Consider the following 21,582-nt stretch of genomic DNA (forward strand, 5'->3'; position numbering starts at 1 on the left):
TCTCTTCTTTTTCCAAGCTTTTAATCGTTCCAGAATTAACAGAAAACTTCGCCGTAATGTCAGCTATTGAATGATAACCATCTTATAAAATAAGTTCCATTCATCCAAAAAACACCCCTGATTTCCATTATTCATAGGAAATTAGGGGTGTTTATCGGTATATAAACCTTTAAAATTATTAATAAGTCTTCTATTAAAATATAAATGGTTAAACAGATGAAAAAACTTCGACTGTTATATTATCCCTTATTTCTTATATACATGTGCTATTTTATCAATGCAATTTGTCCAAATTCCACCTGTATAATCTTCAGGAAGACGTTTTATATCTTCAGATGAGTCAAATCCACTTGAAAACCCAGACCCATTTCCTCCTACAATGATAACTCGAGTATCTGCTTTATCCATTCGATTAAGAAAACGATTTGGCTATCCCCAAAAGCCAAGGAGCTACTTTGTCTGGTATATGTAATTCTCCATGCTTCAGGCTTGAAGGTATGTAGCCAGTCCATCCTAATGCCATATAAGTAATAAGATTTTTTTCATGGTCGCTTTTGACAATGTTCGTAAACTAGGGATGCGCTCTTTTATCGCAGCAATTGGTTTATCGCCACCATATACAGTTAGTTGATTAAGGCGCTTCGCTGGTAATTTCTTGAGGTGAGTAGCCAATTGGATTCCTTCATTTTCATCATCACTTTTAATATGAATAAGAAAAGAACGGTCTGGAAAATGGGTAAGTACTTCATCAAGTGTTGGCATAAGATTAATCCCTTTTCCACGAAACGGGAATGTCTTACCCCCATCAGCTGTATAACCGTAACCAATATCAAGTGCTTGTAATTCTTTTGTTGTAAAATCTCTTCTACAAATGAGCAAACTAAATAAAAAATAGCCTCGTATTTTATTACTAGAGAAATCGACCCTGTATTTTTTTACAGGATCTTTGTTTATTTTATTTACTTTTACTAGCTTTTTTGAAAATTGTAATCTAATACTAGATTTCTGAATGTATACTACACTAAACATTAGTTAACACTATACACATAGCGTTAACTATCTTAATTGAATGTTAGTAATAGTAAGTATAAAGATTATTAATTTACTATATATTATATTTATGTAAAAAATAGATATATGTTGAGCTTTTTCAAAATCTTTCCCCTAATAAAGATTTGAAGTAACATTTCATGATTCTCCTTACTGTTAATATGCCTTGAAAAAGAACCCAATAGGGTTCTTTTTCTTCTGATTAGATCCTCAGTATTTGCTTTTGGAATCATTGATACTAAATTTCATGTAGAATTCAAGTGAAAAAGGAGCAAATTAATTTGCTCCTTTTATCGTTATAAGATGTTTAACTTCTATCCTTAAACACACTATCTAGGATTCTATCTTAGAATCTGAACTTATATCTTAAATCCACCAATTAATTCTTGAAGTTCTTCGGCCATCTGTGCTAATTGTACTGCTGAAGAATTTATCTCTTCCATAGAAGCATGTTGCTCCTCAGATGAGCCGGCTATCGTTTGCATACTTGAAGAATTCTCTTTCACAGCCATAGATATTTGATTAATTGATGTATCAACTTCTATTACATCACTTGTCATTTTATTTGATAATTCCACCATACCGTGTACTTTTGACACGATATCATTTGCAGATTTTGAAATTTCATAAAAACTTTGTTTTGTATCATTTGCAACCTGAATTCCCGACTGCACTTCAACTCCTACTTCATTCATAGCTTTTACAGTCTCATGTACATCTGCTTGTATTTCATTAATTAAGCTTCCAATTTCCATTGAAGATTCGGATGATTGCTCCGCTAACTTCCTAACTTCGTCAGCAACAATTGCAAATCCACGCCCCTGTTCTCCTGCTCTAGCCGCTTCAATTGCTGCATTCAATGCTAATAAATTTGTTTGTTCTGCAATAGTTTGAATTGCTTCTAATATACTTCCAATTTGCTGCGATTTCTTATCTAATAATTTAATTACATTATCGGATTGAGAAACAGAATGATGTATAGACTGCATTTGCGTTACAGTTTGTTCTACTAATTGTTCACCCTCATTGGCTTTTTGTTTTGTGTATAAGGATGAGGCCGATACTTCAGAAGCATTATCAGCTACGCATTGAATGTTACGCGTTACCTCACCAATTAATTTCGCTCCAGACGCCACTTCATTATTTTGAACTTCTGCACTATTCGATATTTCTTCCATTTCTTTTGTAATTTGTTCTGTCGCAACACTTGCTTGCTCTACGCTAGCAGTTAGTTCCTCAGACGAAGCAGCCACATGTCCTGCAGATGTGTTAATTTGAGAAATAATATTACGTAACGACTCTGCCATTGTATTGAAACTACCACCTAATTGACCAAGTTCATCCTTTGAACGAATATTTATTTTCTCAGTTAAATCTCCATGACTAATTCTTTGAGCTGAAATAACTAATTGTCTTAATGGATTTATAATAGATTTAAGAATGAAGAAAATTACAATTCCACCTAACAATAATGAAGCCCCTATTATAGTGAGCGTTTTATAAAAAATAGGATTGGTAGCTTCTTCAATTTCTTTAATCGGCATTACACCAGCTATTTTCCAACCTGTTTTTTTGTTTGTTTTAAAGCTTATGTTTCGATCCTCACCATTAAGGCTATAAGTAATTACTCCATCTTCTTTCTTGTATAGTTCATCTGCTAATGATTTCTCTAATTTCTCCCCTGGCTTAAGTGTAGGATGAACAACTATAGTCTTGTCTTGACTTACTATAGATACAAAGCCTTGTTTTCCTATTTTTATCATTTTAGATGTTTTTACGATATCATTAATATTCAAGTCAACACCAATGACACCACTTTTATCAGCATTTTGCTTTGCAATTGCTATTACCATATTTCCTGTAGCTTTTGATTTATAGGGAGACGAAACAATAATCTCTCCATTAGCTTTTACTGCATCTTTATACCAACTGCTTTCTAACGGGTTAAATCCTTCAGGTATTTTTCCAACGGGCGCATGAATAAATTGATTATTACTGGATGTAGTATAAATCGTTTCTATTTCTGGATGTAACTGTATATATTGATCAAATTTACCTTGCACATTTTGCAATTGGTCAGCGTTATAATCACCTTGTGTAAGTATCTTTGCAAAATGAGTTACATCTACATGTTTATTTTCTAATTCATCATCAACTATCTTATTTAAAATACTCACATTATCTTTCGCAGTTTGTAGAATTGTTTCATTAAGATCTGTTTTTGCTTTATCATAAGACGATACTCCTACGATAAGACTTGGTATAATTAATATTGCAATAAATGCCATAGACAACTTCGTTTTAAGCTTCATTTGTTCCAATCTTTCTTTTATTTTAAACACTATCTACTTCTCCCTTTCATTCTTACAACTGATATAGTTTATTTAATTGTTTGCTCCTTTATTTTTTCTACATTCATTTATGGTATTATTCGAAATGAAATTACCGTTACATCTCTTTACCCGTATCTTCTCATATAGTGATTCGTTTTTTTACAAGTGAAGTTGTATCTATCCCCCTTTCAAATATGTATTTTATTATCGTATTCCCCGAAAGAATTCTCCTTCCTCAAGCGTGTGAAGAGCGTAGCCCAACGATAGGTGGGAGATGAATTTCGGTTTGGCATAGCCAAAAACTTTTGATAAACTAGCTATATGAAGTTCTTTGATAACTTGATATAGAAGGTTGCAGGAAGAAAATAGAGTGCGAAAACCAAGCCATTCGGTTCCTGCGTAAAATATCAACCGTACCAAAAGAGCATCCATGCGTTGGACATCTAGGGGTGGAACACCCCGAAGTAACGCTCAGGGAGACGAAAGGTTACTTTCGTCGTGGAACTGAGAAGCTCCCACTTCAAGCTTTGCTAAGTGGCGAGTAGTTCACAGTAAGTAATGTTAGGACTACGAATTCTTCTAAATTAACTGGAGGAAACATAGACTTCATTTAAAAGATAATTTTTAGCTTTAATTGAATCAAAAGTTTAATTTAGAACGATTCACATTGAATGAAACCCTTACCATACTAAATTTTCTTCAACTTAACTAAGTGAATTTATTTTTTGAATAACTATGCTTAACAGCCTTTAAACCACTCTGACCGTTTCACTTCATTCATTTATCTATTTACTACAGTCACTTTTGTTTTATCAGATATTAAACCATAAATTCTAAATAGAAGAATAAAATAAATTGGAGGATTTCATTGTAACACGTATACATAAGTTTTAAATATTAAAATTAAGAAATATTTTTTTATTATTCTCATCTTCATGAATTACTAATAATAGATTGCGGACTTTTTTGCGCTAACGTCTACATCAGATTATTACAAAGATTGGAATGGATAACAGCATCAATCCATATGTATTTTGCGGAATAAACTGTTTTGAAATACCGCACTGCTTTATATCTTTTAATTCACTCTTGGATGAACCTTTATAGATTTTACAAATCTCTTCACTCCATCATGTTTATCTAACCTTCTTACTATCTTTACTTTTTCCTCTCGTGTAAATTTAACCATAAAAAAGTACACTCCAATTGTTGTTCGTGTCTAACATTTGGGGTGTACATCAATTAAGGACGACTTAAATGTCATTTATATGGACAATTAATTAGCACCTTTTTTTATTCCTCCACCATGTTTCAAAATGCACCAATTACTCTTCAGCAAAAAGAAACGAAAATTAAGCGAATATAAAGCGATTTATATCATAAAAGAATATTTTTCACTTCTTTATCAATCTTTACAAAAGAAACCCAAGAATTAACAAAGATATTGTTTCATCTGTTTAATCTCTTACAGAAAAACGGACGAAAATCCGATAGGTATAAGAAGAAAACAGTCATTGATATCTTAGGCATCGTATATAATTTTTCTATGTCCCACAATCAGGTAGCGTAATCAAAAAAATTGAAGCCCGATAGGATTTATTTAGTATGCAAATTTTTAAAGAACTTACACTGGATCTTTAGAAAAAAGAAAAAATCTTACATGAAATTAAACTTGTATAATGTTAGCTTGATAGGCATAGAGCACCACCCACATTTTAATTATTTTATAGACCAAGCAATTCTCAAAAAATGATAGCACAATTTTAATTATGATTTTGATTTTAATAATACGTTCTGAGACACTACTCTTCTTCTAAAATGGCGTAATAATATTCATCCCACCATTCATTTCCATGGGGTATACACTTCTTGAAATAGCCTTCTCTCTTCATTCCAATTTTCTCCATCACTCGATATGATGGGGTATTTTCTGGCTGACATGTAGCTATAATTCTATGTAATTTCATTTCCTTAAACCCATATTTCAATGTAGCTTGTGCTGCTTCAGAAGCATATCCTTTATTGAAATATTTAGGATTGAATACCCACCCAATCTCATAAGTATGTTCACCAAAATATTTATGAAAAACAATATGACCAATCAGGATATTTTCACCTATTAGTATCACAGGAAAGCTCTTAGCATTTTCCCCCATATTTTTATTTACAAAATTTCTTGTATCTTCTTCAGTAAAAACCCCTTCAGGTATGTATTTCATAACATCGCTATCTGATGTATACTCATGAACAGCTTCCCAATCCTTGAATTCAAATTTTCGTATTAGTAATCTTTCTGCTTTTATAAACATTTACTTTTCTCCCCTCAAAAACTCGTTACTTTATTTCAGATTCACATTTAATCCTTAAAAAAAGAACTTGCAGGAATCTCTACAAGTTTTTTTATATCACATGAATATATGGGACAAACAAACTATCTTACCAATTCATCATAGAAACTACAGGGGTAGTACTTTGACAACTATATTATATAACAAATCTTAACATCCGCAGATTTTATTTTTGAAAATTATGTTAATTGAGAACAAAATTATCCTTTTCCTTAACTATTCTAACTTTTATTCACTTAAATAAGCGTGTAGTTCAAAACAAATCTAATAATGAGAATATGGATACTAAATTTACTCTCAAAAACAGAAACTTAACTGCATACCTTCTGAAAGTAAACATAAGAAAAACGTTCTACTCCATATGAGTAGAACGTCTTCTCACTTTAATTCATATATTTTTTGGGACTTATATATTTTGTGTCGTATTTAAAAAATTAATAAATTCATCTTCATTTACAGGCTTACTGTAGTAATAACCTTGAATTAGATAACATGCATTTTGTTGTAACACTGTTAATTGCTCCTTCGTTTCTACCCCTTCTGCTATTACTTTCATATTTAAAGTATGGGCTAACGAAATAATTGTTTGAATAATTTCATCTCCATCATTTGAAGTTCCAATTCTATTCACAAATTCTCTTGGAATTTTCAAAGTATCAATTGGATACAAAGGTAGATACGCTAATGAAGAATATCCTGTACCAAAATCATCAATTGATAAATGTACACCATATGATTTTAAGGCTTTTAACTTCGATAAAGTTTCTTTCTCATCTACCATGGCAATTCGCTCTGTTAATTCCAAATCAATCAAGTTAGCTGGTACTCCTATTTCTTCTATAGTAGAAATAATCGTTTGAACAAAATCTTTCTGTTCAAACTCTATAGCTGATAAATTTATCCCCATCTTTAGATTTGAAAAGCCCATAGAATGCCATTCTTTCAGTTGTTGACACGCTTTCTGTAACGTCCACTTCCCAATTGAAATAATCTGCGACGTTTCTTCTGCTATAGGTATAAACTCAAAAGGAGAAATCAGCCCAAGCTCTGGATGTTGCCAACGTATTAAAGCCTCTGCACCAATAACCTTTCCTTCCTTACTATCAATTTGTGGTTGATACAATAAAAACAATTCATTATTTTCAATTGCATTTGGTAAATCCTGTTCTAATCGTAATCGACGAGTTACTTTTTGAGATAATGTCTCGTCATACATACAAACAGCATTATTACCTTTTTCCTTTGCACTATACATAGCGATATCAGCGTGTTGTAAAAGTGTAGTAGTATTTATTCCTCCAAACGGATACACTGCTATTCCTATACTAAGAGATAAGTAAAAACTATGATAATTTACTACAAATGGTTCATCAGTTATACGAAATAGATTTTTACACAAATCCAATAGCTGCTGTTCCGTGTGGTTATGGACAATGATTGCAAACTCATCTCCACCTATTCTTGCTAGAGGAATAGGCGGTGACAGACATGTCCTAAAACGTTTAGCAACTTCTTTTAAAACCCTGTCACCAATCGAATGACCCAGTGTATCATTAATAGTCTTAAAACGATTTAAATCTATATACAAGAGGCCAAACTTATCCTTTGTTTTTTGTGCACGCTTAATGGATCTATCTAATTCTTGTTGGAAGAATATACGATTTCCAATCTCCGTCACCGTATCATGGAATGCAAGATAATTTATCTCTTCCTGTTGTTGTTTCATCCTCGTTATGTCTTTTACCATTACATAGCTCCCAAAGGGTTGTCCTTCTATCATAATAGGAACTATAGTGACATACCAAAAAAGTATATCCTTCTCATTGTTATTTTTCACACGTAACTGTAACGAAGATGAACTACATCGTTTCCCTTTCTTTATAGCCGATTCCAATTCAGATTTATCTTCATCAAAAAAAATAGAGAAGCACTCTTTTCCTATTAATGCAGCACTGTCTTTCCCTAATAATATACTTCCAGACTGGTTTATATTTAAAATGGTACCATTTGAATCAATCGTTAAAATAGGATCTGGGTGGTACTCATATAAGGACTTAAACCTCTCTTGATTTTTCACCAAATCATTAGATTTTTTTATTAAATCCGCTGTTCTTTGAGATACTTTTTGCTCTAATTGATTATTAAACACTTTTAATGTTTCGGTTAAATCTTTGTTTTGCATTCGTACAATTGTATGACGAATCAGTACAAATACAAAGGCAATACAATTGCCCGTAATCAGTGTAGCTGAAGAAGTTTGCTCTTTTAAAGTAAAACCAATTAAGATTGCAACTGCAAGATAAGGAAATATGACAAGAAGTTTCTTTCCAAATGTCGGATTAATAATAAAATAATTTCTTCTAGAAGATGCACTCCTTGGGATAGTAGCGGCAATGGCAATAAATAATAGAAAAACTCTATATAAACACCTTAATAATATGAGTGAACGATTTGATAAATCATCTTGTAAATAGAAATATAAATAGTCCGTAATAGACAATCCAGTTAATACTAAGATGAAAATAAATAATTTACTTTTCGCATTAAAAATTGCTGGTCGAAAGATAAGGCTAATGCCTAGTAAAAGAAGCAATAGATCTATAATCGGGAAAATAAATGAAAGAAAAACATCTCCAATTGATAAGAATAAAATATTTGCAGAAGGTTTATTAAATAGGTACCACTCTAAGGTGAAAATAGCAGTAACAACAATACATAAATCACAAATCAAATACGCCTTTTCCCATTTGTTACATTCCATCATGATTTTATAAAAGAACGCAAAGAGAAAGAAGAATAAGAAAAACAACAAAAATACATCAGAGATATTAAAATTTTGTATTGGTAATTCTATATTAAGTACTTGAAAAGCAGATATAAAATTCCCTATCAAGAAACACCCTATTGCAATAGTAATACTAGCCCAAAACACTCCTAACTTAACTTTTCTGGATACTATAGAATAGAGTAATGAAATAAGTACAATAGTTTCAACAACTAAAGATGAGAATCGTATATTAAAATCTGATACAAAATACTGATTCGGAAAAACAAATAAAAATATAAAGCAAAAGCTTAAATAAGCTATTAGAGCCAATATCAATACATAAAAATGCACATGTGAATGTTTACGCAATATATTCACCTTCTTAAGTCTTTCATCATTTTTTATTAAATTTGTTTCTAATTATTATTTCTATTATGTCCATTTCAAAAGATTTCTTTCAAAATAACTTATTGTTAGTCGAACTATTCATCTTTTTTTGTCCATAACTTTTTATAGACTCATGAAGGACTCTAACTAAAACACCGACTTATTTATAATTCTTAATAAGTCGGCGCCAGTATACACTATAAAACTAAAAATCATTACAAATAACAAAACTATACTTTAGCAATTTATAAATTACTTATTACTAGAATTGCTAAATCTTCTTTTGCTTATCATAATCTATATTCAGATACATTATTTCCTTTCCATTCGTAATAATCTAAAACCCCTTCATAAATAGCTTCTGCTGCAATCTGTCTGCCGTTTGCTGTAGATAGTTTACTGTAATCGATACCATTATCTATAAAAGCCAATTCCGTTAACACAGCTGGCATATCGTTTTCTCTTATAACATGAAGATCTCCATGTTTAACGCCTCTATCACGCGTTTGAAGAGCCTCTACTAAACGTGTTTGAATTTTTTCCGCTAAAACACGGCTTTCTTCTACATGAGGATTTGTTTTTTCGGATTCAGAAGAATTATAGTAGTATGTTTCTGTCCCCTTTGCATTACCATTAAAAGCATTTGCATGAATGCTTATAAAGATATCACCCTCATTTTGCTTAGCAAATTTAACACGTTCCTGTAAAGAGCTTTTTTGGTCATGTCCAGGCCTAGTATCAGATTCACGTGTTAGTAAAACTGTAAATGGTGTATGCTTTTCAAGCAATTGTTGTAGGCGTAAAGAAGTATCTAATACGATTTTACTTTCTGACAATCCTTTTGTGGGCTTTCCAGGATCTGCACCACCATGTCCAGGATCAATAATGATTGTTTTACTTTCTAAAGGGTTTTTCGGACTGGATTGAAGGGTATCTGTTTTGGCAGTAAGTTGTGCAGCTTCTGCACGTGTTATGAATTTATTTGGTTGCCAACCATTATCAGTACCAACAGAAATCTTTAAATCAATTAAAATATTGGCGAATTTTTCACCCCAATGTCCTTTTAAATCATCAAATTTACTTTGCCCATTACTATTTGTTCTATCTTGTAGCTTATATGCATTTACTAACATTGTTGCCATTGCAGCACGAGTAACTTTTCCAGAAGGATTAAATAATCCATTCCCTTCACCTTTTATAATTCCTGCTTTTTCAGCAGCCGCAATATAAGGGCTTGCCCAATGATTTTGAGAATCTGTAAAAGAAGGTTTTGCACTTGTATCAACTTGTATACCTAGAACTTTTGTCATAATGGTTGCTGCAGAAGCTCTATCTAATGTATCGCTAGAACCAAAAGTTCCATCTGGATAACCATTCAATACCTGTTTATCAACTAAATAATTAACGGATTTGTCAGCCCATGCAGGAACATCTGGGAATTTGTGAGTATTTGCAAATGCACTAGATGAGTAGGATAGTAGACTTCCAGCAAGAATTCCTGTAGCAATTAATTTGTATTTCAAAATGTAACACTCCTAAAATAATATTACAGCTTAGTAAATTTATCATTTATAGTGAATCTTATAAGTAATATGACTTAGTTTAAACAATAGAGTAGGTTGGCAAATTCACTATAATACAGGTAAATAATAATTAGTTAATTTAAACTATTATTTCGAAAAAAATCTATAGACATACACTTATAATAAGGGACTATTTGATATGTTTACCAAGCTCGTGTAACCAGTATAGTTACTTATATGTACGAGTGTCAATCAAAAAAATCTTACATTTTTGTAAGGTAACCATATTAATAATGTAGTGACTAATTATTACATAAGATGAATAATTAGCAACAAAAAAGTTTTTATATCTCTATAAAAAAAATTTACGAAATTAAGTGTATGTATAGACTTTCCAGTCAAAAGAATATAAACAGGAAAATCATTAACCTACGCTCCCTCTCATAAGAAGTATTTAATAGAAAACTGTAAAAAAATCAAAAAATACATTAACGAAACTTGTACTACCTTACCTATACTTTTCAAATTTAAAAGTATGGACAACTTATAAATTCAGAATATTCTGTATATTTATGAAAAAAATCGTGATTAAATTTAATTTATCGAATTCCTGTTATTATCAGAATAAGCCTTTACAGAGAAATGGGGGATATTATGACTGTTCAAGAAAAAAGTAATAAACAATTGATGGAATTATTACATGAATGGTATGAAGAAATTCGTTTATATCATGTAGTAGAAGCAAAACAAACATATCTAAAAGTAAAAGAAAGTTTAAAAGGAATAGAAACAGACCAATATGTATTATTCTATTATTCCCTACTAAATTTTAGATATAAAGTTTTGGTAGATGGAATGAGTATTACAAAAGATTCTTTTAATCAAATAGAAAAACTACCTCATATTAAAGAGGAATTTTCATTTTTAGCTTACTATTATTATTTCTTTAAGGCAATCCACTCTACGATTATAGCAAATTATACTGAGGCAAAAGCACACTATGAAAAGGCGGAAGGACTTTTAAAAGATATACCTGACGAAATAGAAAAAGCTGAGTTTGAGTATAGATTTTCAACATACTGTTATCAATCTTATCAACCATTTGAAGCGATTCAACATGCAGTAAAAGCCAGAGAAATATATTTAAATCATGTAGGCTATAAAATTAATATCGCTTTGTGCGACAATGTATATGGACTGGCTTGTATAGATCTAAGAGAATTTGAAAGAGCGGAAGAATGTCTCAATATGGTCATTGATGTTTTTAAGAAGTATGATGAAGAACAATTATTATTACGAGTACGATCCAATTTAGGCTGGTTATATAATATTCAAGATTTATATCCATTAGCGATTAGACAGAGTTCTGAAATTATAAATACCATACCGAACCATTTTAAAGCATTATTTGTCTTAGCAAGAGCATATTATAAGTTAGAAGGCGTTGAAACAGCAAGAGCATATATCGAGCAAGGAATGAAATATTCAAATGAGTCAGGAAATGAAGAATATATACACCGCTTCGCAGTTTTAAATGAACTAATCACAGAACTGCCTAGAATTAAACTCGAAAAAGTAGTTACTGATGCCATTTCTTATTTTGAAAAAGAGGAAATGTGGGATTGTGTTAAAGAATATGCAGAGATTTTAGCACTGCAATTTTACGAAGCAAATAATCATGTTAAAGCGAGTGAGTATTTCTATATTAGCAATCATGCTGATAAGAAACATTTAAGAAAAGGAGCGTTAAAGTAATGAAAAAAATAAAAAAATTGTTATTCAGTACGATAATAGTAAGTACATTAGCATGTAGCATGATTAGTTTAAATGTATCACAACACTCTTCATTTAATGGTGGAGATACGCCTGCACCAACAAAACTGAGTGTCTCTGGTGGAGTATCTATTAATTAACGTAATCCAGTTTTCTCGCTTAAAAAATCAGAAAATTCATACTACAAATACAAAAAAAGTTGAATATAGTAGATAAAATATTAAACTCCCAGTCCGAAACAGATTTGTTTCGGACTACTCACGTTACTATAATTGTGTGTAGGATGACAGACTAAAAATAGAGAAGTTTTTCTATACATAAATAGAAAACGAGCACCCTATCGCCATGTATAGGGATGCTCGTTTGTATATATTTACACTTCTAGTTAAAAATTTAAATCTACTACTTAGAAAAATCACAATTCTATATTTAAATTTTTTTGCACCAGAGTCATTTTTCTTATATTTTTTCCACACTTTTACTAAGTTTTTTGTAAAATTCACCTTTCGTTTTTATATGCTTAAACTGATTTGGATTAATATTTGCTTTTTGTGAGAGTGATACAATCTCTTCTTTTGTAATTGAATCTTTAGTATTTATAGATGCTATATTTGTATATTTTCCATCTTCAGTTTTGGGAATTTCTAATATCCCTTTATTCACCAGATCCACTACAGCCTTATGCTCTGAAGACTGTGTATTCACACCAGTAATTTTCCAATTATGCATAACTTTAGGTGTGTATACACCATTCTTTACCTCTTTTAAATATGTAATAGCAAGGTTACGAATGGTTCCACCAGTTTCCCCGAATGCATTCTCTTGTTTAGATGACCAAATTTGTTCAAACTTACGCCCCTCTAAAGCTCCACCTTTTGCCTGAAGAGCCTCCATTCTATATGCATTCATTCCCAGCGTCATAACATCATTCGTTTTGATTGGTTTATTTGTACGAATAGAACGTAAATTTGTTATTCTACTTCCATATGGTTTTGTTAAGTCAATTTCGTATTTTACGCCTCCAAAGAAATCGTTCGTACTGTATTTAGATGCACGACGGGTTTTATCAAAACTAACTGTTACATCTCCAGGACGAGATGAGTTAAAGTACCCCGCTGCCCATTCCATATAGTCTTTTAAGTCTTTCCCAGTTACCTTATATACCGTAATTTCACCCAAAGCATATTGATAATTATATGCAATATCTTTTTTCTTAATAGGCCCTACATCCAAACGGGCATTATCGTTATCAATTTGATGGGCGACTACATCTGCTTTGCTGTAGTAGAGCATGACTTCATGAAAGAAATCCGATAAAGGTGTCTCTTGAATCTGCACACTTGGAATACCCTTTATTTCATTTTCAGGAACAAGGTTTCTGCCCTTTAATTGAGCGACTACAACATTTGCATCACCCCTCGCATACTCGTGAAAAGGTGTCAGTGTGTCTTCAAGTGTAGGATCAGATACTACTGTTGTTCCATCATTATTTTTTACAGGTATAGCGGTAGCAGTTTTATCTTTTAGAACCAGCTTTCCATCTTGCTTTGTAAAAGTAAGGTCAATACGTGAGATATGTGTTCCATATTTATCTGGTTCTGTAATAATGACACCATTTACAACTTCTTTTTTAACAAGCTTATGCATATGGGCTGCAAAAATAGCACTTAGTTCCGGACAAGCATTCGCAATATCTTGAACCCCAGTACCAGGGATTCCATTCTCATTTTCTAGTCCCATATGCATAACGCCTACCATTACATCTACTTTACCTTCTAACTCTTTAATGGCCTTCTTTGTCTCTTCTACTGGATTTTTCACCACTAAACCATCCAAATGATCTGTCCCTTTTTCAAAATCACTAATCATTGGTGTATTCATACCAATAATCCCGACTTTAATTCCACCTTTTTCAACAATTGTATATGCAGGAAGAAAACGCTCTCCATTTTCCTTATAAATATTTCCTGCTAGTGTCTTGCCCTTATATTGCTCACTAACTTTTTTCAATGTATCTAATCCAAAGTTAAATTCATGATTTCCAAATGCCCAAGCATCATATCCCATTGCATTCATCGCTACCATCATTGGCGATTGTGGTTGATCATTGAATAACTCTACTGAATTTCCTTGAATTGTATCCCCAGCATCTACTAATATGGTATTTGGATTTTCCTGACGTACCTTCTTTATAACCGTATAGAGTTGCGTTAAACTTCCACTCGTATTTGCACCATCAAGCGCATAATCCCAGGGCATAAATCTACCATGAATATCTGCAGTACCTAACAGTGTAATATTAACATCAGGTTCCTCAGCTTTTGAGATAGATGGTTTGACTGTTACCGCTGTTCCAAGAAGTATAAGAATAACAAAATAACATAAATAGTTCTTCCATTTCATTTTTTGCATAATAACAATATTTCTCCCCTTTTGTACTGTCATATAGTTGCTTGAACTTTAAAAATGTAACTTATTATTCGGAAAACTTCAACTACAAAAAGTAATTTTACGGGGGATTCTGCATGAAAAACAAAAAATGATATAGAAAAGCACTGCCGAATTGTTCAGCAATGCTTTTCTATTAAACGTACTATAACAATGAGTGTCTACTTTCTCTTATTCATGAGTACTATAGGTTCATATATGTTCACTTTAATTTTAAGATACGTTCTATTTCCTCTACACTCAACTTACTTGCTTTTGCAATAGTTTCAAGCGGTACACCAATTTCATGCATTCCTCGGATCATTTGCATCTTACCTTTTTCCATGCCCTCTTGTTCTGCATGTGCTAGCTTAGCTTGTTCATCTAAAAGCAATTTCTCGCGAGCTTCATATGCTGTTCGGAAAGAAGAATCATGGCTCATATTTTCCCATTTATTTATTGTCTTTTGTAAAATTGGATCTTGATTCATATCAATCCCCTCCAATACAATGTTTGAGTTAAATGTTCATCTCCATGCGCTGGTAGTAATAACATCCAACAAACAAATGAATTTTCTCAAGGGTTTACTTTTTCTTCACGCCATTGTTTTACTAATTTCGGTATCTCTACAAGATGGATTTCAATATCGTCGCTTAATAGTTGTTGCATTTTTGTATTCCATAATTGTCCGATAGTATGAAATTCATCTTCCTGAGAAATTAAACTCCCCCCACTTTCACTTCTTTTATTTTAATAATTAGAGCAATAAAAAAGTAGTGAATTTACACTACTTTTTGGTATAAAAATTATTTGAATTCTTTTTTATATAATTTAATAGCATACATTTCTCTAAAAATAGACAATGATTTTTACTTTCCAACTTCACAAAATAATTTTATCTCCTTAATTTGTTCTATATGGCGCTGTTCATGCAAATAAATCAGTTCTATCCACTGATCAAGAAGTAATTCTCCAAGAGCTGGATGCATCACTGATTTTTTCGCTAATATAGATTCATCTTCTATTGTACTTAGGAAACGCATTAATTCTTTTCTAGCGTCGTTTAACAATTCGACCATTTGCTGCACTTCAAATGGCTCTATGTTTGGTTGAATCATTTCTGGGGCTATAAATTTTATAGATCTATCTAATAATATAGATTGAATTTCTTTACGCTCATTTTGTGTACTATCCATCTTTTTTAGTCCAGATGAAATGACCTTTATAACCCTTTCATCTAATAACACTAAGTGATGACATACTTGTGCTATACTCCATTTATCCTTATCTGGTTTCTTATTAAATTGAGTATCACTTAACAAAGTAATTTCCTCAAATAAATGATTTCGCGTATCATAAAACTTATCATTAACAAGTGTATTCATGAGAATTCCCCTTTCATCTAAAAGCAAAATAGATTAATTCCTACTCTAGCATTATTCTCTATGAAAAAATATTATCCTTCACTACCTATTGGTTATCATATCTGTTGTTGTGCCAATTTAACAACAAAACTTGTAACGAAACAAAATGTAAACCAAAACAAGAAACGAATAAAAGCAATCTTTGCAATATAAGTTTGTATATAATTCCATTCAAAGGCTCAAAATATCGAAGTGTCTATTCATAATTCCATTGTTTTTAATCTCATCTCAAAAAGGAGCTGTATTATATGGATAAAGAAAAGCTAGTAAACAAACAGATGAATCGTGTCCCATCGGATGCTCTGAATACCCCTAGTAAGGAACAAGAACAAATGCTAGAAACATCATCTCAAGTGGAACATAATCCAAACATTAGCAATAAAGTTATTAACCAAGACCTATATGGCACAGACTTACCCATTTCAGATGTAGATAGAACAACAAACAAAAAGTAAATAACTAACAAGTCAGAAACACAGACCAAAATAAAAGATTTATTTTACATAATTTCTGAAAGAATTCTCCTTCTTTAAATGTTCGCAGGACAATAATCCGGCGATAACAGTAAGAAGAATTTTCCTTTCCACACACAAATAAAAAAACGAGCACCTTATCACTATGAATAGGATTGCTCGTTTTTATTTTCGTCTATTCCTTTTCTGGCCAAATTTTCGTGTTTGGTTCTAATAACCACTTGTGGTCTTCCTCCATGATACGATCATTCCATGGATTATTCTCAAGATGTCGAATCATCCAACAAAAATACATGGCATATCCAGGCGCAGTTGCTTGCGGATGGTCTAGTTCACCTGGAATTGTAATAAAGCTATTATGTACAACGCGATAAGCATCCTCACCAACCATTGCACATCCAAATCCCTGTGGCTTGTTAAAGCGATAATAATATACCTCCGGTTGATCATGGTGATGAGGTGGATAACTGGACCATCGCCCTGGATAAGAAATAACTTCTCCTACTACCATATTAGAATATGCTGCATTGTTATAGTCAAAAATCGTACGAATAACACGCTGTGCTGTTCCTTCCCATACTCCTTCTCCAGTCACAACACTTTGACACTCATTTGGGGTATATAACTTAGAAGCAAATTCTTGATCATTATCCGTTTTTTGAACAAGCACTTCACTATCTGAAAGAGCAGTAATTGTAAGCTTCACATTTTTAGATACATGTAAACACCAAGGGTTTTCTTCAAACACAGACTGTCTTTGAATAACTTGTTCCATTCCTTCCCACTCTAAACGTATTGCCCCTTCCAGTAAAAGAACTGCTGTTTCATTCTTATTATCAAATAGCAATTCTTGTTTTCCATTAGACATCTTATATATGCCTATATCCATTAACATATCACTGCATTGACCGTTCATTTCTGTTAATACATTATATCCTTCATGTAATTCACCTAATTTTCCTAACATGGCTTTCTCCTCCTTTTAATTAATGGCTTCACTAGCATTCTCCACTTTTGTCAGCTAACTACATTCCGAATTTCTTCTAACTAGTAATGAAGAAATTTTTTCTGATTATGCTCTGTTTTCACTTCCGAATATTTGCATATGACTTTTAACGTTTTCATATGCGGCCTCAATAACATCCTGGTGATACGTAAAATAATCTGAATACGGAGTATTTAGGACGGTATTGTTAACCGCAGTAATTACATTCTGAAATGTGGCTGTCGCTACATTAATTTTACGAACACCATGTTGAATACATTGCTTGAAATCCTCTGGGCTAATGCCAGAGCCGCCATGTAAAACGAGTGGGATATGGACTACCTCATTAATCTCTTGTAGGCGGTCTAATCGTAAATTGGGATCTCCATTGTACATACCATGCGCATTTCCAATCGCAACAGCTAACGCATCTACGTCTGTTTCTTCTGCAAATTGTTTTGCTTCTTTAGTACTTGTTAGCAACATCTCAATATCTTCTGATCCATCCTCACTACCACCAACTCTGCCAATCTCAGCCTCTACTGTCGCTTCGTATTGTTTCGCAAGTGCTACAATTTCTTTTGTCTTTTTGATATTCTCTTCTAATGGATAGTGAGATCCATCAAACATAACCGAACTAAAACCAATTTCTAACGCCTCTTTAATTGTTTCAAATGTCATACCGTGATCAAAGTGAACTGCTACTGGAACAGTTGCTTTTTTTGCTGCAGCTACCATCAAAGGACCAATCATATGAATTGGCGAATGATTCAAGCGAACTTCCGCAATTTGTAGAATAAGCGGTGAACTTAACTCTTCAGCTGCTTTAATAGCTCCCATTACCATTTCCATATTAGCGACACTAAAAGCTCCAACCCCATAATTCTCTTGATTTGCTTTAATTAAAATATCTTTCATTTGAACTAATGGCATTACATACTCCCCTATTTCAATATTATTTATTACATGTAAAACCAACCTTCACGTCTTTTTATCCATTTTGTAAGAAGACATGTTGATTACCATACCATTTACTTAGGGATAATCTTAAAATGCTTAAATTACAGACCTGCTTTTTCTTGTATAAATTTTCGGGCTTTTAATGCGTATTCAAAAGGATTCGCTAAAGCTGGATCTTGCTCTGCTTCTACCACAAACCAACCCTTATAATCAGAGTTTGCAAGGATAGTAAACACTTCATCAAATCCAATTACGCCATCCCCGGGAACTGTAAATGCCCCATTCTTCACTGCCTGTAAGAAGCTCAATTCGTTTTCCTTTACAACATCTACTACTTCCTGGCGAATATCTTTTAAATGTACATGTTTAATACGAGGTAAATATTTTTTTAAAATATAAAGCGGCTCTTCTCCTGAAAAAACAAGATGACCTGTATCAAAAAGCAGAGATACAAGCGCTGGATCAGTCATGTCCATTAACTTTTCAATTTCTGCCGTTGTTTGAACACCCGTACCCATATGATGATGGTATACAATATGTTGCCCCTTTTCCTGAGCTAATTTACCGAGGTGATGTAACCCATCCGCTAGCTTTTCCCACTCTTCTTCTGTAAAAACAGGCTTATTTTTAAATAGTGGTACATCCATTAAACCTTGAATACTATGCCCTTGCTCTGAAACAACGATGACTTCTGCACCCATGTCATGTAAGAAATCCCTATGCTTAATAAATTCTTCTACCGTCTCTTCAATCGGCTTCGTTGTTAAAAACGTACTAAACCATGCACTAGCAATCTCCAGGTTTCGTAATTCCAAAGATTTTTTCAATACAACTGTATTTCTCGGATATTTATTACCTACTTCACTTCCATTAAATCCAGCAAGTGCCATCTCACTGATACATTGTTCAAACGTATTTTCTGCCCCTAGCTCCGGCATATCATCATTTGTCCAAGCGATTGGTGCAATTCCAAGCTTAATCGTGTTTTCTTTGAACATTCCCTTATCTCTCCTCTTTGCAAAATGTGATAGAATTTCGCCAACTTCTCTTATCTGTCCGTTAAAAAGGGGGCTTTCTAAAAAATATGCATGTAGATAAAAAGCCCTCTTTGTGTCCTAATCTAATACGATCTTGCCTTTTGCAAGTTACTTATTTTATCCTCGTACGCAGCTTGTACACTTTGACTATTAGATACCTCTGCAACACCTACATGCCACCATGAATCGTATCCATTTGTCATTGTTTTTGGTAATACTTTAATATCAATTAATGTAGAAACTGTTTGTTTTCTCGCATTCTTAAGCGCTTCCTGTAATTGTTCTATTGATGTAACTTGATACGTTTTTACGCCATATCCAGCCGCGCTAGCTGCAAAATCAATTTTCATAATAGCCCCATTTAATTTACGAGTTTCCTGGTTTCGGTAGCGAAACTCTGTTCCAAAGCTCCCCATTCCATTACCCATTTGTAAGTTATTAATGCAGCCAAATCCAGAGTTATCAAACAATAAAACATTAATTTTTTTGTTTTCTTGAAGACTTGTGACAAGCTCAGAATGCAGCATTTGGTAACTTCCATCCCCTACCATTGCATATACTTCCTTCGATGGTTCAGCTAGCTTTGCACCAAGCGCGCCGGCAACCTCATAGCCCATACAAGAGTATCCATACTCCATGTGATATGTATTAGGTTTTCTAGGTGCCCACATTCTTTGTAAATCACCTGGAAGACTTCCTGCCGCACCAACGATGATTGCATCTTCATCAAGTAATGTATTCATTTTTCCAATGACTGCAGTCTGTGTTAATTGTGTACCAAGTGCCTCTACATACTCATTTAAATTCTCATCGAAATGACCTTCAACTTCTGGTGTGAAACCTTGACCTGTAAAGCGAATATTATGTAGACGTGCTAATTCTGTTTCCCAAGCCTCTTTTGCATCAGTGATTTCTGCAGTGTAACTAGATTGATAATCAATTACTTGTAGTTCAGCTATTAGAGCAAGAAGTGCTTCTTTCGCATCTGCTATAACCTTCAACGCATCAAGCTTGTTCGCATGAAATTCTGAAATGTTGATGTTTAGAAACTCAACTTCCTCATTTTGAAATAATTGTTTAGATGCCGTTGTAAAATCAGTAAATCTCGTCCCAATCCCAATAACAAGATCCGCTTCCTTTGCAATTGTATTAGCTGCTAAATTTCCGGTTACCCCAATGCCGCCAAGATTATATGGATGATTACTTTCTATCGCACTTTTTCCAGCTTGTGTTTCTCCAAATGGAATGTGGAATGCCTCAGCAAACTGTTTCAGCTCCTCTGCCGCTTCGGCGTATCTTACACCACCACCGCAAATCATAATTGGCTTTTTCTTTCTCTTAATCATTTCAACCGCATCCGCTAAACTTGCTTTTGTAGGTAGGCGACGTTCAATACGGTGAACACGCTTTTCGAAGAAGTAACTTGGAAAATTCCATGCTTCCCCTTGGACATCTTGTGGTAAGCAAATTGTTACAGCTCCTGTATCTGCCGGATTCGTTAAAACACGCATGGCTTGAATCATAGCAGTCATCAATTGTTCAGGACGATTTATCCGGTCCCAGTACTTACTTACTGCACGAAAAGCATCATTCGTAGAAATAGATAAATCATGTGTTTGTTCAATTTGCTGAAGAACAGGATCAGGTTGTCTCGTTGCAAATACATCTCCTGGAAGTAATAAAACGGGAATATTATTTGCAGAAGCTGTTGCTGCAGAGGTAATCATGTTTGCTGATCCAGGACCAACAGAAGAAGTACATGCCATAATTTGTTTTCTATGTTTTTGTTTCGCAAAAGCCATCGCAGCATTTGCCATTCCTTGTTCATTTCTCCCTTGATATACCTCTAATTCCCCTGCATCTTCTTCTAAAGCTTGACCTAGGCCTACTACATTTCCATGACCAAAAATCGTAAAGATTCCCTTAATAAACTTTTGTTGTTTTCCATCAAACTCTACGTATTGCTGATTTAAAAATTTCACCAATGCTTGCGCCGTCGTCATTCTAACAGTTTGCATATGATTTGCTCCTTTCTATCTCTATCAGTCATTCTGCATATGAAAAAGGAGTATTAGGAATTTGATAGACTCCTAAT

At 33.2% G+C, this 21,582-nt stretch carries 13 protein-coding genes and 3 pseudogenes; 4 read left to right on the forward strand and 12 right to left on the reverse strand.

Going from position 1 to position 21,582, the window contains the following annotated elements; all coding sequences use genetic code 11:
* Positions 1 to 246: 246 nt before the first annotated feature.
* A pseudogene (locus tag AC0NJG_RS01905) lies at positions 247 to 864 on the reverse strand (PI-PLC domain-containing protein); the annotation flags it as partial.
* A gap of 545 nt (positions 865 to 1,409) precedes the next feature.
* On the reverse strand, positions 1,410 to 3,392 hold the full coding sequence (locus tag AC0NJG_RS01910; protein ID WP_474062796.1) for a methyl-accepting chemotaxis protein: 1,983 nt from the start codon (positions 3,390 to 3,392) through the stop codon (positions 1,410 to 1,412).
* 1,240 nt (positions 3,393 to 4,632) lie between these two features.
* Between AC0NJG_RS01910 and AC0NJG_RS01915 the strand changes: the two are divergent.
* A pseudogene (locus AC0NJG_RS01915) lies at positions 4,633 to 4,953 on the forward strand (IS4 family transposase); the annotation flags it as partial.
* Between the two features lie 232 nt (positions 4,954 to 5,185).
* Here AC0NJG_RS01915 and AC0NJG_RS01920 read toward each other — a convergent pair.
* The 3 genes from AC0NJG_RS01920 to AC0NJG_RS01930 all read right to left on the reverse strand — a co-directional run bounded on the left by AC0NJG_RS01920 (position 5,186) and on the right by AC0NJG_RS01930 (position 10,408).
* Positions 5,186 to 5,692: a GNAT family N-acetyltransferase gene (locus tag AC0NJG_RS01920; RefSeq protein WP_070806058.1), complete on the reverse strand. Its 507-nt coding sequence runs from the start codon at positions 5,690 to 5,692 to the stop codon at positions 5,186 to 5,188.
* 445 nt (positions 5,693 to 6,137) lie between these two features.
* Positions 6,138 to 8,867 carry a putative bifunctional diguanylate cyclase/phosphodiesterase gene (locus AC0NJG_RS01925; RefSeq protein WP_474062797.1) on the reverse strand — a complete coding sequence of 910 codons (2,730 nt, stop codon included), beginning with the start codon at positions 8,865 to 8,867 and terminating at the stop codon, positions 6,138 to 6,140.
* A 308-nt stretch (positions 8,868 to 9,175) separates the two neighbouring features.
* The gene (locus AC0NJG_RS01930; protein ID WP_262723965.1) at positions 9,176 to 10,408 is read right to left on the reverse strand and encodes an N-acetylmuramoyl-L-alanine amidase; all 1,233 of its coding nucleotides are present in this window, start codon (positions 10,406 to 10,408) and stop codon (positions 9,176 to 9,178) included.
* Positions 10,409 to 11,062: 654 nt separating this feature from the next.
* Between AC0NJG_RS01930 and AC0NJG_RS01935 the strand changes: the two genes are divergently transcribed.
* Together AC0NJG_RS01935 and AC0NJG_RS01940 are read left to right on the forward strand one after the other, a co-directional pair.
* Positions 11,063 to 12,163: a response regulator aspartate phosphatase gene (locus AC0NJG_RS01935; RefSeq protein ID WP_474062798.1), complete on the forward strand. Its 1,101-nt coding sequence runs from the start codon at positions 11,063 to 11,065 to the stop codon at positions 12,161 to 12,163.
* A complete protein-coding gene (locus AC0NJG_RS01940) occupies positions 12,163 to 12,321 on the forward strand; it encodes a Phr family secreted Rap phosphatase inhibitor (protein ID WP_048524871.1) in 159 nt (52 codons plus the stop codon). Before AC0NJG_RS01935 ends, AC0NJG_RS01940 begins: the two co-directional genes overlap by 1 nt.
* A 319-nt stretch (positions 12,322 to 12,640) precedes the next feature.
* Here the strand turns inward: AC0NJG_RS01940 and AC0NJG_RS01945 are convergent, their stop codons facing one another.
* From AC0NJG_RS01945 to AC0NJG_RS01955, 3 genes and pseudogenes are all read right to left on the reverse strand, one after another.
* Positions 12,641 to 14,593, reverse strand: coding sequence for a bifunctional metallophosphatase/5'-nucleotidase (locus tag AC0NJG_RS01945; protein WP_474062799.1), 1,953 nt, complete (start codon positions 14,591 to 14,593; stop codon positions 12,641 to 12,643).
* A 238-nt stretch (positions 14,594 to 14,831) separates the two neighbouring features.
* Positions 14,832 to 15,331 (reverse strand): annotated as a pseudogene (locus AC0NJG_RS01950) (Rpn family recombination-promoting nuclease/putative transposase); the annotation flags it as partial.
* 146 nt (positions 15,332 to 15,477) lie between these two features.
* Complete coding sequence (locus AC0NJG_RS01955; protein WP_474062800.1) at positions 15,478 to 15,993, reverse strand: DinB family protein; 516 nt, start codon at positions 15,991 to 15,993, stop codon at positions 15,478 to 15,480.
* A gap of 287 nt (positions 15,994 to 16,280) precedes the next feature.
* Here AC0NJG_RS01955 and AC0NJG_RS01960 point away from each other — a divergent pair, with 287 nt between their 5' ends.
* Positions 16,281 to 16,487, forward strand: coding sequence for a hypothetical protein (locus tag AC0NJG_RS01960; RefSeq protein WP_087996928.1), 207 nt, complete (start codon positions 16,281 to 16,283; stop codon positions 16,485 to 16,487).
* A gap of 193 nt (positions 16,488 to 16,680) precedes the next feature.
* Here AC0NJG_RS01960 and AC0NJG_RS01965 read toward each other — a convergent pair whose 3' ends face one another.
* The 4 genes from AC0NJG_RS01965 to iolD form a co-directional block, all read right to left on the reverse strand.
* Complete coding sequence (locus AC0NJG_RS01965) at positions 16,681 to 17,472, reverse strand: 5-deoxy-glucuronate isomerase (protein ID WP_087952286.1); 792 nt, start codon at positions 17,470 to 17,472, stop codon at positions 16,681 to 16,683.
* A gap of 105 nt (positions 17,473 to 17,577) precedes the next feature.
* A complete protein-coding gene (locus tag AC0NJG_RS01970; protein ID WP_087952285.1) occupies positions 17,578 to 18,423 on the reverse strand; it encodes a class II fructose-bisphosphate aldolase in 846 nt (281 codons plus the stop codon).
* Between the two features lie 128 nt (positions 18,424 to 18,551).
* Positions 18,552 to 19,448, reverse strand: a complete 897-nt coding sequence (iolE, locus tag AC0NJG_RS01975; protein ID WP_429680574.1) for a myo-inosose-2 dehydratase — start codon at positions 19,446 to 19,448, stop codon at positions 18,552 to 18,554.
* 122 nt (positions 19,449 to 19,570) lie between these two features.
* Positions 19,571 to 21,505, reverse strand: coding sequence for a 3D-(3,5/4)-trihydroxycyclohexane-1,2-dione acylhydrolase (decyclizing) (gene iolD / locus AC0NJG_RS01980; protein WP_429680575.1), 1,935 nt, complete (start codon positions 21,503 to 21,505; stop codon positions 19,571 to 19,573).
* Positions 21,506 to 21,582 lie beyond the last annotated feature (77 nt).

Source organism: Bacillus sp. SSR7, assembly GCF_055902415.1.